Raw genomic sequence first — 14,594 nt, 5'->3', positions numbered from 1 at the left:
GATAATTTATGTTTCAATCCCGAAAAGATACGGTCTATATTGTGTTGGCGGGTATTTTTATCACCAACGCACTTGTAGCCGAACTCATTGGAGGTAAACTCATTTATATCGGAGAGGCGGTAATGAGTCTTGGCATCTTGCCTTGGCCAGTTGTATTTGTTACTACCGATCTGGTCAATGAATATTTTGGAGAAAAGGGTGTGCGTAAACTATCTCTTTTAACGGCCTCACTAATTGCCTATACCTTTATCATCTTATGTATTGGCCTTCAAATTCCTGCCGTAAAAGGCGACGGATTGGTAACCGATCTTCAATTTAACGCGGTATTTGGTCAAAGTATGCTCATTATCATTGGAAGTATCACCGCATTTTTAGTTTCCCAACTTATTGATGTGACACTTTTCCATTTTGTTAAAAATAAAACGGGCAACCGTATGATTTGGTTACGCAGTACAGGATCGACCGTGATTTCTCAACTTTTTGACAGTTTCATTGTATTGGGGATTGCCTTTTGGTTACCCGGAAAAATGGATAACGAAACCTACCTTCTCTCAGCGCTTACGGGATATTCTGTCAAGCTAGGTATTGCTATTTTGCTTACACCATTGATTTATTTGGGGCATTCCATGATTGATAATTACTTGAAAAAAGATGGAAAATAACTACCGTTGTGGTTGGTGTGAAAAAGATGATTTGTACCGCGACTATCACGATAAGGAATGGGGACAACCCGTACATGATGATCGTATCATGTTTGAATTTCTGCTATTAGAAACCTTTCAAGCCGGTCTGAGTTGGTATACAATCTTATCCAAAAGAGAGAACTTTCGGAGCGCATTTGACAATTTTGACTTTGAACGCATTAGTCGTTATAGCGAATCCAAAATACAGACTTTGCTTCAAGATTCAGGAATCATTCGAAATCAACAAAAAATTCGTGCGGCTGTTAGCAATGCGCAAGCTTACCGGAAAGTACGTGAAGAGTTTGGCTCGTTTTGCTCGTACTTTTGGAGTTTTACAAATGGCGAACCCATCGATAACACACCCCAAACGCTAGCGGATATCCCCACCTCATCTGCGCTTTCTGACTTGATTAGTAAAGATCTCAAAAAACGCGGCTTTACATTTGTAGGCTCCACGGTTGTCTATGCCCATATGCAAGCCACCGGTATGGTAAATGATCATGTGGCTGGGTGTTGGAAACGAAAGTAAATGGTTACGCTCAATTAAAATTTTGAATTCTACCTAGAGAATGAGGTAGTGTGCCTTTTGAAATGTATAATTCAATTGCAAGCGGCCAACCTTAAACAAAGAGAAATTATTCTATGGGGTTTACCTTAATCCGGATCGACCTTGTGGAGAATTTGCATAAAAACCTCTCGGGAGATTTCAAAAGCTCCCAGTTTTTCCAAATGCTCGTTGTGAACCTGGCAATCCAACAGCACATAATTTTTCTCTTTTAAATCTTGAATCAAGTGAACAAAAGCCACCTTACTTGCATTTGGTCGTAAAGAAAACATGCTTTCGCCACAAAATACATGACCGAGATCGACACCATAGAGTCCGCCCACTAGTTCTTCATTACACCACACTTCATATGAAACAACCCGTCCAAGTTGATACAGTTGTGTATAGGCCTCAATAATCTCGTTTGAAATCCAAGTGCCGGTTTGGTCCTTTCGGGGAACTTTTTGACAGTTGTAAATCACTCCTTTAAAATCGGTATTTCGAGTCACTGTAAATTGCTTGCGGTTTAAGATATTCCGCATGCTCTTTGATACTTTGTAGGTTTGTGGATGCACTACCATGCGTTTTGGTGGCGCCCACCATAAAATGGGCTCATCAGGATCATACCATGGAAATATTCCCTGTGAATAGGCCAGTAGTAAGCGGTCAACAGATAAATCACCTCCTACAGCCAATAGACCATCGACTGTCGCTTCTGTAACGGGTGGGAAATAAAGAAACTTAGAGAGGAAATGCACAATAGATTATTTTAAGTTTTATAGTTTAAAATGTTGAATTTTTGTTGTTCTCTGTAGCGTTGGAACTAGTTACTGATCACCAGTCACTATTCTCATTTGGGATTAGGGTGCTTAGGGTTATTGGGTTCACGAATCAAAAAAAATCCAAATTCTAACCTAATGTAAAGTAGAATTTGGAATTTGAAAAAGTTCTAATCACGAATTCCGAAATTTCGGAATACAATTGGATCGTATTGCTGTAAACAAAGAACTAGAACGGCAAATCGTCGTGTTCTGCCTCATTGAAATTGGTTGCTTGCTCAAAGTCGGGAGTAACGGGCACAGTTGGCATTGGTTGGCCCATAGACTGCCCTCCTTGCGGCATTGGATCACTAGTTAAACGTTCAATACGCCATCCTTGAATAGAATTAAAATACTTGGTTTCGCCTTGTGGACTTACCCACTCTCTCCCCCGTAAATTAATGGAAACTTTTACAGGTTCACCCACTTGATAACTGTCCAATAAATCACATTTATCTTGGGTAAATTCTACCATAATGTGTTGGGGATATTGCTCTTCGGTAGTTACTACCAACTCTCTTTTTTTGAACGTGGGGCTCACTTGCTGTGCGGCGCTAATCACTTTTACTCTTCCTGAAACTTCCATAATCGTATTGAATTAAAAATAAAAAATTATACTATTCGTTCTGCTAACAAGGTCTTCCAAGCAGAAAGCACCTCTCCTGCGTCTAAGAATGCTTTGGCTTTTTCGTGTACTTTTCGCTCGTCGGTCGAACTCAACGCGGCTTTCACCTGTACATTTACATTCACAAATATAGCAATTTCTGCTGCAGTTGGCAAGGCTTCTACATTTCCTAATTTTCCTAGATCATTGCCATTAAAAACCGTACTTTCACGAATAAAGGCCGGAATTGCATCTACGCCTATACCCAGCGTTGCCAATGGTTTTTCTACTTCAAACAACCCACTTTTAGCGCGCGAATACCAGTTCCCTCCTAAACGCGAAACCAAATCAATTTTCTCGGGATCAATAGTGCCTTTTGCATCTAAAACCGCTTCACTGATATGTATTTTTATCACTTCACAAATGATTAGATTCCCCGCTCCTCCATCGGTCCCTAGCGCAATAATATCATTGACTTTACATTCAAATTGTACCGGACTTTCAGCAACGCGATACGGTTTTACCAATTGAGAAGGGATTTGTGTGAGCCCGGCTTTGGTAAACTCATTGACGCCTTCAGCATATTCTGTACTCGATAACGACATTTGTTGCACAATATCATAATTCACAACATTGATTACCACTTCTCGGGTATCTTGGCAATTAACTAGCGTATGTTTGATAGAGTTGTCACGCACGCGCCGTGCCGGAGAGAAAACCAAAATTGGAGGATTGGCACTGAATACATTAAAAAAACTAAACGGTGACAAATTGGGTGTTCCCTTTTTGTCAAGTGTACTTGCAAACGCAATAGGTCGTGGAGCAATGGCCGATTGTAAATACCCTTGCAACTGCACCGTAGAAAGCGACTTTGGATCAATGGTTAACATAATAGGCAGTTTTTTACAAAGATAGCCAATTTTCAAACAAACACGATGGGTTTAGGGAGTTCGCGCGAGGGATCGCGACAAGGTACCGTTTACCGTGGAGAGCCCGACCCCGTGAAAAAAACTTCCGATTGAAAATCCAAGCGCTATCCTCGGGGACGCGCCAAAACAAAAAAAATATGTACTTTTAGAAAAATTATTTACTGTATGCAATTTACAGACCGTCGTGCTGTTACACGCTGGATTATCATCGCCACTTCGTTTTTGATTGTGGTATTGATTCTATGGAATACCTATGTTTTTTTTCAAATATTTAAAGAAGAAGAACGGGTAAAAATGAACCAATGGGCATTGGCACAGAAAAAAATGGCGTCAGCCGATCTAGATGCCGACATTGAATTACCCTTTGAAATTATCCAGAATAATACACACATCCCAATTATGGTGACCCAAAATGGGAAGATTGTTAATTCGCTCAACATTGACCCTGAAATTGAGAAAGATAGCTTGCAAATGCAGTCGTTGTTGGAGAATTTAAAATCGCAGAACGATCCGATTAAGATGGAATATCTTCCAGGCAAAATTCAATACCTCTATTATGGAGATTCAGATTTGTTGAATAAACTGAAATACTATCCTGTTGCATTGTTATTAATTATTTTCTTGTTTGCTACAATGGTTTACAATTTTTACCGGAGTACGAAAATGGCAACGCAAAACAAATTATGGGCAGGCATGGCAAAAGAGACTGCACACCAAATTGGAACACCTCTTTCATCTTTAATCGGTTGGCTGGAATTCTTAAAAACTGAAAATTCAGTTGACGAATCAACACTTGAAGAAATAGAAAAAGATATCGTGCGGCTACAGACCATCACCGACCGGTTTTCAAAAATAGGTTCGGAGCCGGTATTGGAAAACCGCGATTTGATTGCAGAAACCCGCGCTTCATTTGACTATTTAAAATCCCGATTTTCAAACCAAGTGGCATTCACTTTTTCGGCGCCAAACGAATCCATAGCATTACGATTAAATCCCGCGCTCCACAGTTGGACCATTGAAAATCTTATGAAAAACGCCATCGATGCGATGCGGGGTAAAGGAGAATTACATTTAGCGATAGAACATACCGGCACAACAGTAAAGATCAACATCACCGATAATGGCAAAGGGATCCCAAAAAATCAATTCAAAAAAATATTCGAACCTGGTTTTACCACAAAAAAACGCGGCTGGGGATTGGGCTTGTCCTTAACCAAACGTATTGTGGAGGAATACCACAAAGGGCGCATTCGGGTATTGCATTCGGAAGTAGGGAAAGGCACGACGATACAGATTGTGTATGAGGTGGTTTCTTAGAGATTGGTGATTAGTGACTAGTGATTAGTAATTAGTGAATGGTGATTGGTGACTAGTGATTAGTGACTAGTGACTAGACTTTGGACGTTAGAAATTGGACTTGAATGTAATATGAAAAGTGGAATGGTTTAAGAGTGAAAAGGATAGATTCACCAACTCATTATCTAAGAAGCTCAGCATCTAAGGAGCTTTTTTTCTTCAATTAATACCCATTTGCTTTTTTGTATTGGATTTTAGCCCGTGTTTTCGAAATAAACTTGGCTTTTTTACCCTCCCAGGAATAGGTTTCGCGCCATTTTTTTACTTCATATAATGTTTCTTGTTCGTTAAGGGATTCTTCAACAATTGTTTTAAAAATAATGTCGGGCTTACCCCCTTTTTCTTTTGGGAAAATAAATGCCTCGGTATGGCTGTACACATCCGCATCGCCAACACACATCATGGAAGGTAAGGGAAACCATTGTTTTTCTTGGCGTCCGAAATAATAAAACAAAGTAGGAATGCCGCAAGCTTCCCCGCTAAAGGAAACCACATAAATAGCATCGAGACCTTGTAAACCCATATTGCTCATCACCCGGTGTTCAAAAAACGTACTTTCATCCTGATCGATAGGGAAATCCGTTTTGGAGAATAGTGTACCACGTTTGAGTACCATAAGAGTTAGGGTTATGGAATTGCTGGAGTCAGGAGCTTCTTTATGGGAGTGGGTAAGTGCCGTGAGGTAAGTAAGCTCTTTTTTTTCCAAATAGCCCAAGGCTAGAAATCCTTCCCATAGATATCCGCTTTGGGTATTTCCATGTCGGTTGGTATATTCAATTTTGACAAAAGGAACCGTCATGCCTTTTAATGTCAGCAATTGTTCCGTTTCTTCAATGACTTTAACTTTTTTCCCTAAGTGTAAAGAATCCAGCAATGGGGCTGTCCGATTGGGTTCGCTACGTACATAACAATTCGTTGCCGCAACCATTGCCTCTGCACCAGTTAGATTCCAATACCACAATTTTTCCTGGGATTGAGCAAAAAATCCTTGAAAAACCAACACGAGAAAAAGAATACGGTAATGCATAAAAAAACCACAGTTAAACTGTGGTTGAAGTTATACTTTTTCTGCGATACTTTGCGCGAGTGCTGAAAATTCTTCCGGGGTAAGACTCGTTTTCCGTTGAAAGCGCATATCGTCCATATCCTGAAGTGGAATTAAATGAATGTGTACATGCGGCACTTCAAGTCCGACCACTGCAACACCTATACGCTTGCATTCGACTGTTTGTTCCAAAGCTTTGGCTACTTTACGCGCAAACTGCATTAAACCGAGATAGTGTTCCTCCTCCATATCAAAAATCTTGTTAATTTCCTGTTTGGGGATACACAATGTGTGGCCTTTCGCATTCGGATTGACATCTAAAAACGCCAAATACTGATTATCTTCAGCTACTTTATAGCAGGGTATTTCACCGTTTACAATTTTAGAAAAAATGCTGCTCATGATTAATCACGGGAAATTTCTACTATTTCAAATTTCAAAATCCCATTGGGCACATTAATTTCGGCTATTTCACCTACCGATTTTCCTAACAAACCTTTTCCAATTGGTGATGTTACTGATATTTTACCTTCCTTGAGATTGGCTTCGCTTTCAGCAACCAAGGTATATTTCATTTCCATACCATTGGCTTGGTTTTTAATTTTCACATTAGAAAGCACCAATACTTTCGAAACATCCAATTGCGATTCGTCTATCAAGCGCGCATTAGCATACAACTCTTCCATTTTAGCAATGCGCAACTCCAATAAACCTTGGGCCTCTTTGGCTGCATCATATTCGGCATTTTCTGATAAGTCACCTTTATCCCGTGCATCGGCAATGGCTTGCGATGCTTTGGGGCGTTCAATTGATTTTAATTGATCTAATTCGTCTTTTAATTTTTTTAAACCTTCAGCGGTATAGTATGATACCTTACTCATAATTCCTATCGTTTTTTTAATTTTTTGGTTATTATATCGAAAATGAAAAATTCAACATCGGATATAAAATAGAAAAAATCCCATCGTGACGGGATTTCTTCCTCCAAAGATATCTTTTTTTGGTTAATTAATTCCTACTTTTGTTGTGTTGAGGAAGACAAATGTAATCAAATTCGTTGAGCAAAAAATCAACTTTTAAAAAAATAACATGAAAAAATCGGTATTAATTTCACTTCTCCTTGTCTTTATGATGGGTTGTAGCAAAGATGGTTTCAATAATCAAAATCCTTATTTGCCCAACCTTAGTTTTTCAATGGAAGTCAATACTAATTTTGCAACTTACAACAACCTGACATTCCCCGGAAATAGTGTTCGGGTATATCCCGTCAACGGCCCTACAAATGGAGTCCTTGTTTTCAACACCGGTAGTGGATATAATGCCTTCGATGGTTCATGTCCCAATCAAGTGATTGAAACCTGCTCAAAGCTTACACTATCCAATTCAAATGCACAATGCCCGTGCCAAAGTGAAAATTACAATTTGTATAACGGTCAAACCACCGGACTCCCTTATGGACTAAAGCAATACCAGGTTCAAGTAAATGCCAATATCATTACCGTGTTCAATTAAAAAAACCGGACTTGCATCCGGTCTTTAATTAAAATTTTAGCGTGAGTCCTAACAAATAATTACTGCCCGCTTGGGGATAATAATAAGGATAGATATCCCACATATATCCGTTGGAAACATATCTTTTATTCAAAAAATTATTCACTAAACCATTCAGTGTAATACTTTCAAAGACCTTTTTTGGATTCCAGGTAAAGGATATATTAAAATCATTTACAAAATAGTCGGTCAAACGTGCTTCTTTCGATTCTAAGTTGTTCATGTATTGTTCGCTTACATATTTAGAAAGCCAAACCAACTGAAGGTTTTTTACCGGTTGAAATAATAGTAAATTTCCAGCAATGAAGTTGGGCGAATAGGCAATATTCGTATTCCCTTGAGCAATACCTTGGTTAGTGAGATCTACATTCTTATTTTGACTAAAAGTCATATTGGGTTTCCAAATCCATTTTTTAGCCAAGGCAATTGTAGCGTCGATTTCCAATCCAAGACGGTAACTTTTCTCGCTATTTGAACGAATTGGACTCCCTACTTCATCTAAAGTACCTGTTAATATCAATTGGTCTCTATACAACATATAATAGAGGTTGGCATTCCATTGCACTTTTCCGGTTTCATGTCGCCAACCCAACTCAAAGTCATTGAGCTTTTCGGGCTTAACAATACCGCCTTCATAATCCGTGCGATTGGGTTCACGGTTTGCACGCGCATACGATAAATATAAACTGTTTTTAGAATTAACTGCATAATTTACACCCACTTTTGGATTAAAAAAATTGAAGGTGTCATTAACAAAATTAGGCTGTACCCCATTTGCTTTATAATTTACCCGACGGTATTGCAAATCACCATATACACTCCATTGAGAATTGATATCATAGGTTGCTTTGGCAAATACATTCCCATCGGTTTTAATACCATAATCGTTATAATATTCATCCCCTAATTCCGATGTTGAAGCGAAACGTGCCCAAATCACTTTTCCAAAATGCAATCCTTCATATTTGTTCCAACCTCCACCAAGAATTACATCCCATTTATCTTTTTTATAATTGGCAGAAAAAGTAGTTCCATAAAAATCATTATCCAACCATTTTTGGCGAATCAAATCGGTAGTGGTTTGGCCCGTTACTGGGGTTAGTCCATAATCCGTAAAATCGGCATCTTCTTTATAATTTTCAAAATAGCCTTTCCCTTTGGTATAATGCACCGCAAGGTTGGTATTCCAATTGGACGACCATTTTTCGTTCCAATGCAACTGGGCGTGATCTTGTTGGTAATTGTCGGTTTCGTTGTCGTAAAAAAGAAGGTTTCCAAATTCATCGGTATACATTCCTGCCGAGTTGAAAGTACGGTCTCCTTGTAGGGTAATACCGTCAATACCATTCCACGATTGGTAAGTTTTTTCTTTACCCCCAAAAACTAAGGCTTTTATTAGGGTTGTTTTTCCAACGTAAGTTCCTTGCAAAAAGTACGATTTCAGGTCGGAACTCGCCCGATCTACATATCCATCAGAACTCAATTGAGATAAACGTCCAGCGATTTCAAAACGATCGTTCATCAAACCTGTACTAAACTTTACTGTATGTTTACGTGAATTAAAACTCCCGAAAGAATTAGCGATTTCTCCCGAACCTTTTTGGGAATAAGAATCCGTCAACATGTTTAAACTGGCACCAAATGCACCGGCTCCGTTAGTAGATGTACCCACACCGCGCTGCAATTGTAAACTCTGAACAGAAGAAGCAAAATCGGGCATATTTACCCAAAAAGTTCCATGACTTTCCGAATCGTTGTAGGGAATTCCGTTGATGGTAATATTTACGCGCGTTGCATCGGTACCCCGCACACGAATACCCGTATAACCAAAGCCATTTCCAGCATCGGAGGTAGTTACTACAGATGGCATGTAGTTCATCAAAATCGGAATATCCTGTCCGAGATTACGACTGGCAATGTCTTTTTGGGTAAGGTTACTAAAGGTAACTGGCGTTTTTTTGTTTACGCGGACCGCCTGGACTAATACTTCGTCCAATTGAGTGGTTTGGGTCGAATCTTTGGGTTTTTGCTGTGCCCAAAGCGAGATTGGTAGGCAAATCGCAAGTGCGATGCCTGAGATGGATGTTTTGAATACGTTTTCCATTCGTAAAAAAATTACGAATAACTGGGGTACATTATTCTTGATTAAAAATGATTGTACTTGCCCGACAAAGGCTAAGGCGCGCTTCTTGACCTTTGTCTTTTTCCTTGGCAGCATTACCTGCCCAGGTTCAATGGGTATGATCTCAGCTCGTATATTTGAGCACCCCGATGAGACGGTGCAAAGGTAAATTAAAATCAAGGGGAATTGCAAACTCTTTTTTTAAAAATTTGGTTTGCGGCGGTTTTGTTTGATTTCTGACTTGGATTTTTTATTGGCTAAACGCTCCATTTTTATACTAAAGGGAATGGTAGTCGCTTTACGCGGCTTAGGAATTTTGAGCGCCTGGGCCACCAAACGCAAGAGTTTTTTCTCAGCATTGGAACGATTTTTCAACTGACTACGATCGGCTTCCGAGGTAATTTGCAACAGACCGTCGTTAGAAATTCGAGTAACTAATTTTTCCATAATTCGCACGCGTTCTACTTCGGTAATTGCTTGAGATGCAATGACATTCCAAATCAACAATGCTTTTGATGCTACTTTATTTACATTTTGCCCTCCAGCACCACTACTACGGATCGCTTTAAATTGAAGTTCGGTAAGTAAACGCGTGGTATCCATCTTATAATTGGTGGGCAGGTTTTAATAAATCGTTTACCGTTTTTACAGGGTTAAATGTAACTAAGGGTACTTCGACAAAAACGGTGAGCCATTTAGCCATAGCCCCATTCCACAATCCAGGAAGTTCATAGGCTTTCAACGGACGACCGTCTTTATTTTTTTCAACAATAAATCCGGTATTCGGATCCACAAATTGTGTTAAATCGAAATTACGCCCTTGATAATCGCGAATACCACAAACCAAGTCCACCGGATTAAAATGGGTCGCTTGTTCCATGATATGACGTTGATTTTTCTCAATTTGTGAGGATTCGATAATTTGTTGAAATACCCGACCTTTGTGATCCCGGACCCAAAACGGACCGCCTCCCGGCTCCCCTTCATTTTTCACCATTCCGCATACACGAATAGGACGGTTCAACGCTTCAAACAAATACGCAATTTTATTTTCTCGGGTATATTTTGGAAAATCTTCTGTGATTTCCATGTGGAGTTTAGCACTAACAAAGTAGGCTATTTCATTAAGTAAATCATTGTTGATCTGATCGGCAGATAAAACCTTGATGTATCGAAAAACCGTTTCTTGAAGTTGTAATAAGATCCCCGCTAGTGCTTTTTTGTATACCGTTAATTCAACGGTATGGTTTTGGGTAACATTATCGATGTTTTTTACAAAAACAAGGTCGGCATTTAATCGATTTAAATTTTGAATTAAAGCACCATGACCTCCGGGGCGGAAAACAAGTTGGTCATGTTTGTCTCGAAAAGGATGACCCTCTCTATCTACTGCAATCACATCGGTAGCTTTATCTTGGAATGTATATCTAACTTGAATTGTAAGGTTATGTTCCGCTTCAATACGCGGTTTAACCACTTCAACAATTTGTTCAAAAGCTTCTTTGTGTTCTTCTGATACGGTAAAATGTAAATTGGATGTGCCTCGGGAATGCGCATAGCGTGCACATTCATTCAAATGCTCTTCAATAGCAGTAGCAGTATGTGAAGCGTATTGATGAAACGGTAAAACACCTTTGGGTTTATTGGCATAGTTAAACCCTTGCGTGGCTAACATCGTTTTGACAAAACAATACTGCCGTTCATCGGATTCTAGGGTATCATAATTTGGAAACAGCTCACGGGCTTTAGCTACTACCTCGCGATAAAAAGGGAATTTTTCTTTCGCCACCAAAAACAAGGATAAGTCTTTGTTTTTAGAATGATTGACATACGCGTTTATCGTATCAATCCCCGGTTTAAAATCATTGAGAAACTCACTTAAAAACTTAAACATGCGACTTGCCGCACCCGAGGCAGGCACAAACTTTTTTAAGCTTAACTGTTCCTTTTTTTCCTCAAAAAACTGCACGTAATAGTGTGCTTCTTGTACTGATAGAGAAATAATTCCATCATTTAAAGTCGCAGGGCGTTCTAAATGAATTTTGGGCAAACCATTTTTTAAAATAGAAAATTGGTATTGAATCGTATCTAGATTCATTTGCCGTTGATAAATCGCAATAAAATCAAAGGGAGTAAATCCGAGTTTCAAGGCCTTTTCCAAATCCAAAACAATTTTTTTGGCCTGTGCTAAACGCGATTGAGCAGAACCACTAAGTTTGAGGTAGGGCTTTTTATAGTGCTTTAAATTTTCTTCAAAAATGTGAAGTGTTTCCTTACGGTTGTCTGGACGATCACGCAAATCATCAGCTTCCCAAGGCACGTCGACATCGGTAAGAAAAATCAAATCGTACTTATGTTTTTTGGCTGCTTTTTCAACTAACGGATCAACCGAACCATAATAGATATCGCCAAATACTTTTGTGACCAATACGTTGGTATCGCAAAAAAGAAAACGGTTGGCATTTTGCAACTTTTGGTTTTCTATTTGGGTTTGACCAATTGCGATTGGGAGTAGATCTTCCGGTTGGCAAATTGCTCCAGAATAGTTCCATTTGTCTTGCAAATAATTGCGAGCAAACTCGGGAGCCCAAACTGTATCAAAGGCTTCGGCCAATTGTGCAGCAATAGTCGACTTTCCCGTAGATTCGGGACCGTAAAAAGCAATGCGTAAAACCGTTTTTTCGTTAGTTACGGACGGGTGTTGTTTAAGATTTTCTTCCATTCGATATAGGCAAAAACGGCTACTACCGTAAACACTAAATATTGCAGCGAAAGCATGCCCAATCCGCGGTAAGCAAAGAGCGGAACAACAATACAATCGCCAATAATCCAAAGGGTCCAGTTTTCAATCTTTTTCAATGCCATATACCACATGGCAGTAAAAAATAACCCAGAGGTAAAAATATCAATATAATTGGGAATTTCAAGGGTATAGTCAAAAAATTGGTAGACTCCATAGGTAACCAAAAGCGTAAAAACAAACAAGGTTATACCAATGATTTTCTCTTTTGGAGTGGTTCGGGTTATTGCAAGAGGTTCCGCTTTAGCACTGTTAGCCCATCGATACCAACCGTAAATACTCATAAAGGAATAATAGATGTTCATGGTCATATCGCCGAAGTATTTTGCTTGGTACAATAAATACACGGTGATGATCGTCGCAATAAGTCCGGCAGGATACACCCAAATGTTTTCTTTTTTGGCAAAATAAACGCTTAATACACCCGTCACAAAAGCCAAAAACTCCAAGAAAATTTGGAGTGATGAAGCGTTTTCATAGGATTTTAAAAAGAAATCAATCATGGTGTTGGATTGGAGCGTAAAGGTATGGAATCTATTGAGAAAGAAATTATAGATTTATTTAATGCCCAATTTAGGTTTATGAATTTATAAAAAATTCAGGGTTTTCTTCAAAGGCCGTTCCAATGACGACCAGGGTTGCTCCTGCTTGATAGGCCGCTTGGATTTGCGACCACGAACGAATCCCTCCACCCACGATTATAGGAATTTTCAGGATTTGGGTTACGGCAGTTATCATTTCGAGCGGTACGGGTTGTTGTGCGCCACTCCCCGCTTCGAGATATATCAATTTTTTGCCCAACAGTTGACCCGCGAGTGCTGTCATTGCAACAGCGTGTGTATTATCGCGTGGCATGGGAGGTGTGCCACTTACGCGTTGCACCGCGGTTTCAACACCACTATCAATCAAAAGATAACCCGTTGGAAGAATTTCCATATTGGATTGGTTCAGTAAGGGAGCCGCTTTCACCTGTTGTTCGATCAAGTATTCCGGATTACGACCCGAGAGTAAGGACAAAAACAAAATACCATCGGCAGCTTCGGTAATTTGGGCATAGTCGCCAGGAAATAAAAGGACGGGCAGTCCGGATTCATTCTTGAGTTGGATGACCAATTCCTCCAAATGCGACCCTTGAAAGGTACTCCCGCCCACCAATAGATGCGTGACTGGAGTGTTTTTGATCTGCTTGCACAAGGCAACCGCTAGCTCGGGTTGTGTTTTCTCGGGATCAACAAGAACTGCCAACAAGGGTTGCTGGTTTTGGTAGGCCGTAAAAATGGAGTCGTATACCTTCATTAGGATTCAAAAGCGCATACAAAGATATAGTCTTCACGCTGAATAAAATGCACAGGGAAAAATTCGGTGCATTGGTTAAAGTATAAACGTGCGGTAGCTACACCATCGGCGAAACTGAAGGGGAGTTCGCTAATATGGTTGGGATAACTAATCCCTTTTTCGTTTTTTATTTTAAAAACGGCTTCTTTGATACTCCAAATAATCGTTGCTTTTTGCAATTGTTCCGAGAGTGTGAGTCCTGCCAAATGGGTTTTAATATCCATAAAACGCGGAGCGATCTGCAGCACTTTGGGGCGCATGGCTTCGGCATCGAGTCCGAGGTTTTCATTACTGATAGCAACCGCAGCAAAAGTAAAGGAATGGGAAATCGAAATATGTTGACCGTTTGAGAGTAGGGGTTTTCCGTTGGGATCATAGTGAACATCGGCATCGGTAAACCCCAAGTGCTTCAGTAATTGGCGCACGGCAAGAAATCCTTTTTGGTGGTTGATGGATTTGAGTTTGTCTAACTTCAAGCGGGAGCGTTCTTGAAGTTGCATTCCATTGGCCAATTGTTCCAGCGACTCCTCAATTTTCCAGAGATGCAGTTGGGTTTGTGGCCGTATGGTAATGGTTTCGTAAAATGGCATTTGTGCAAATTCTCTTAGCCCCGATAGTAGTGGAAATCCTTTTTGATTGGTGGTAATGGCATGAATCGATGCTGTTCACTTCATCACCCCAAAAAGATTGCAACGGATAGCGGGAAATAGCTCATTATTATTTTTCTGATTCTTAGCGGGTTAAATCGGATTAACGATTCATAAAATTACATTAAAGTTTTTTATTTAGAAACTTAGTTTGTAATTT

16 protein-coding genes and 1 riboswitch are annotated in these 14,594 nt (G+C 39.7%); of the genes, 4 read left to right on the top strand and 12 right to left on the bottom strand.

Translation table 11 applies throughout. From position 1 onward, the window contains the following. The first annotated feature begins 8 nt into the window (after positions 1-8). Positions 9-662, top strand: a complete 654-nt coding sequence (locus tag Q0039_RS09915) for a queuosine precursor transporter (protein ID WP_297512257.1) — start codon at positions 9-11, stop codon at positions 660-662. After that, on the top strand, positions 652-1,212 hold the full coding sequence (locus Q0039_RS09910) for a DNA-3-methyladenine glycosylase I (protein ID WP_297512254.1): 561 nt from the start codon (positions 652-654) through the stop codon (positions 1,210-1,212). Before Q0039_RS09915 ends, Q0039_RS09910 begins: the two co-directional genes overlap by 11 nt. A gap of 125 nt (positions 1,213-1,337) precedes the next feature. On the opposite strand, the gene aat is transcribed toward Q0039_RS09910, so the two are convergent. From aat to Q0039_RS09895, 3 genes are all read right to left on the bottom strand, one after another. Further along, positions 1,338-1,985 carry a leucyl/phenylalanyl-tRNA--protein transferase gene (gene aat / locus Q0039_RS09905; protein WP_297512251.1) on the bottom strand — a complete coding sequence of 216 codons (648 nt, stop codon included), beginning with the start codon at positions 1,983-1,985 and terminating at the stop codon, positions 1,338-1,340. A 250-nt stretch (positions 1,986-2,235) separates the two neighbouring features. Continuing rightward, on the bottom strand, positions 2,236-2,631 hold the full coding sequence (locus tag Q0039_RS09900; protein ID WP_297512249.1) for a DUF3127 domain-containing protein: 396 nt from the start codon (positions 2,629-2,631) through the stop codon (positions 2,236-2,238). Between the two features lie 26 nt (positions 2,632-2,657). Further along, positions 2,658-3,539, bottom strand: coding sequence for a flavin reductase family protein (locus tag Q0039_RS09895; RefSeq protein WP_297512246.1), 882 nt, complete (start codon positions 3,537-3,539; stop codon positions 2,658-2,660). Positions 3,540-3,743: 204 nt separating this feature from the next. On the opposite strand from Q0039_RS09895, the gene Q0039_RS09890 reads away from it, so the two are divergent. Continuing rightward, entirely contained in the window at positions 3,744-4,895 is a 1,152-nt protein-coding gene (locus Q0039_RS09890; RefSeq protein ID WP_297512242.1) for a HAMP domain-containing sensor histidine kinase, read from the top strand. Positions 4,896-5,097: 202 nt separating this feature from the next. Here Q0039_RS09890 and Q0039_RS09885 read toward each other — a convergent pair whose 3' ends face one another. From Q0039_RS09885 to greA, 3 genes are read right to left on the bottom strand one after another with little or no spacing between them, the layout of a single operon-like run. Further along, complete coding sequence (locus tag Q0039_RS09885; RefSeq protein WP_297512240.1) at positions 5,098-5,961, bottom strand: SH3 domain-containing protein; 864 nt, start codon at positions 5,959-5,961, stop codon at positions 5,098-5,100. A 30-nt stretch (positions 5,962-5,991) separates the two neighbouring features. Beyond that, positions 5,992-6,381 carry an HIT domain-containing protein gene (locus Q0039_RS09880; protein WP_297512237.1) on the bottom strand — a complete coding sequence of 130 codons (390 nt, stop codon included), beginning with the start codon at positions 6,379-6,381 and terminating at the stop codon, positions 5,992-5,994. A 2-nt stretch (positions 6,382-6,383) separates the two neighbouring features. Continuing rightward, positions 6,384-6,860: a transcription elongation factor GreA gene (gene greA, locus Q0039_RS09875; protein WP_297512234.1), complete on the bottom strand. Its 477-nt coding sequence runs from the start codon at positions 6,858-6,860 to the stop codon at positions 6,384-6,386. Between the two features lie 208 nt (positions 6,861-7,068). Between greA and Q0039_RS09870 the strand changes: the two genes are divergently transcribed. Continuing rightward, the gene (locus Q0039_RS09870; RefSeq protein WP_297512232.1) at positions 7,069-7,491 is read left to right on the top strand and encodes a hypothetical protein; all 423 of its coding nucleotides are present in this window, start codon (positions 7,069-7,071) and stop codon (positions 7,489-7,491) included. 28 nt (positions 7,492-7,519) lie between these two features. Here Q0039_RS09870 and Q0039_RS09865 read toward each other — a convergent pair whose 3' ends face one another. The 6 genes from Q0039_RS09865 to Q0039_RS09840 form a co-directional block, all read right to left on the bottom strand. Next, positions 7,520-9,634 carry a TonB-dependent receptor gene (locus tag Q0039_RS09865; RefSeq protein ID WP_297512229.1) on the bottom strand — a complete coding sequence of 705 codons (2,115 nt, stop codon included), beginning with the start codon at positions 9,632-9,634 and terminating at the stop codon, positions 7,520-7,522. A gap of 82 nt (positions 9,635-9,716) precedes the next feature. Further along, a riboswitch (TPP riboswitch) is annotated at positions 9,717-9,811 on the bottom strand. Between the two features lie 42 nt (positions 9,812-9,853). After that, positions 9,854-10,255: an alternative ribosome rescue aminoacyl-tRNA hydrolase ArfB gene (gene arfB, locus Q0039_RS09860; RefSeq protein WP_297512227.1), complete on the bottom strand. Its 402-nt coding sequence runs from the start codon at positions 10,253-10,255 to the stop codon at positions 9,854-9,856. Between the two features lies 1 nt (position 10,256). Next, positions 10,257-12,374: a DUF4301 family protein gene (locus Q0039_RS09855; protein ID WP_297512224.1), complete on the bottom strand. Its 2,118-nt coding sequence runs from the start codon at positions 12,372-12,374 to the stop codon at positions 10,257-10,259. Next, positions 12,341-12,955: a nicotinamide riboside transporter PnuC gene (gene pnuC, locus Q0039_RS09850; RefSeq protein WP_297512221.1), complete on the bottom strand. Its 615-nt coding sequence runs from the start codon at positions 12,953-12,955 to the stop codon at positions 12,341-12,343. Before pnuC ends, Q0039_RS09855 begins: the two co-directional genes overlap by 34 nt. Before the next feature lie 76 nt (positions 12,956-13,031). After that, a complete protein-coding gene (locus Q0039_RS09845) occupies positions 13,032-13,748 on the bottom strand; it encodes a geranylgeranylglyceryl/heptaprenylglyceryl phosphate synthase (protein ID WP_297512218.1) in 717 nt (238 codons plus the stop codon). Then, positions 13,748-14,377, bottom strand: a complete 630-nt coding sequence (locus tag Q0039_RS09840) for a 4-phosphopantetheinyl transferase (RefSeq protein WP_297512215.1) — start codon at positions 14,375-14,377, stop codon at positions 13,748-13,750. Before Q0039_RS09840 ends, Q0039_RS09845 begins: the two co-directional genes overlap by 1 nt. Positions 14,378-14,594 lie beyond the last annotated feature (217 nt).

Origin of the sequence: Flavobacterium sp. (assembly GCF_027484945.1) — a bacterium.
In the GTDB taxonomy this organism is placed as follows: Bacteria; Bacteroidota; Bacteroidia; order Flavobacteriales; family Flavobacteriaceae; genus Flavobacterium.
This window is presented reverse-complemented; position numbering and strand designations above follow the sequence as displayed.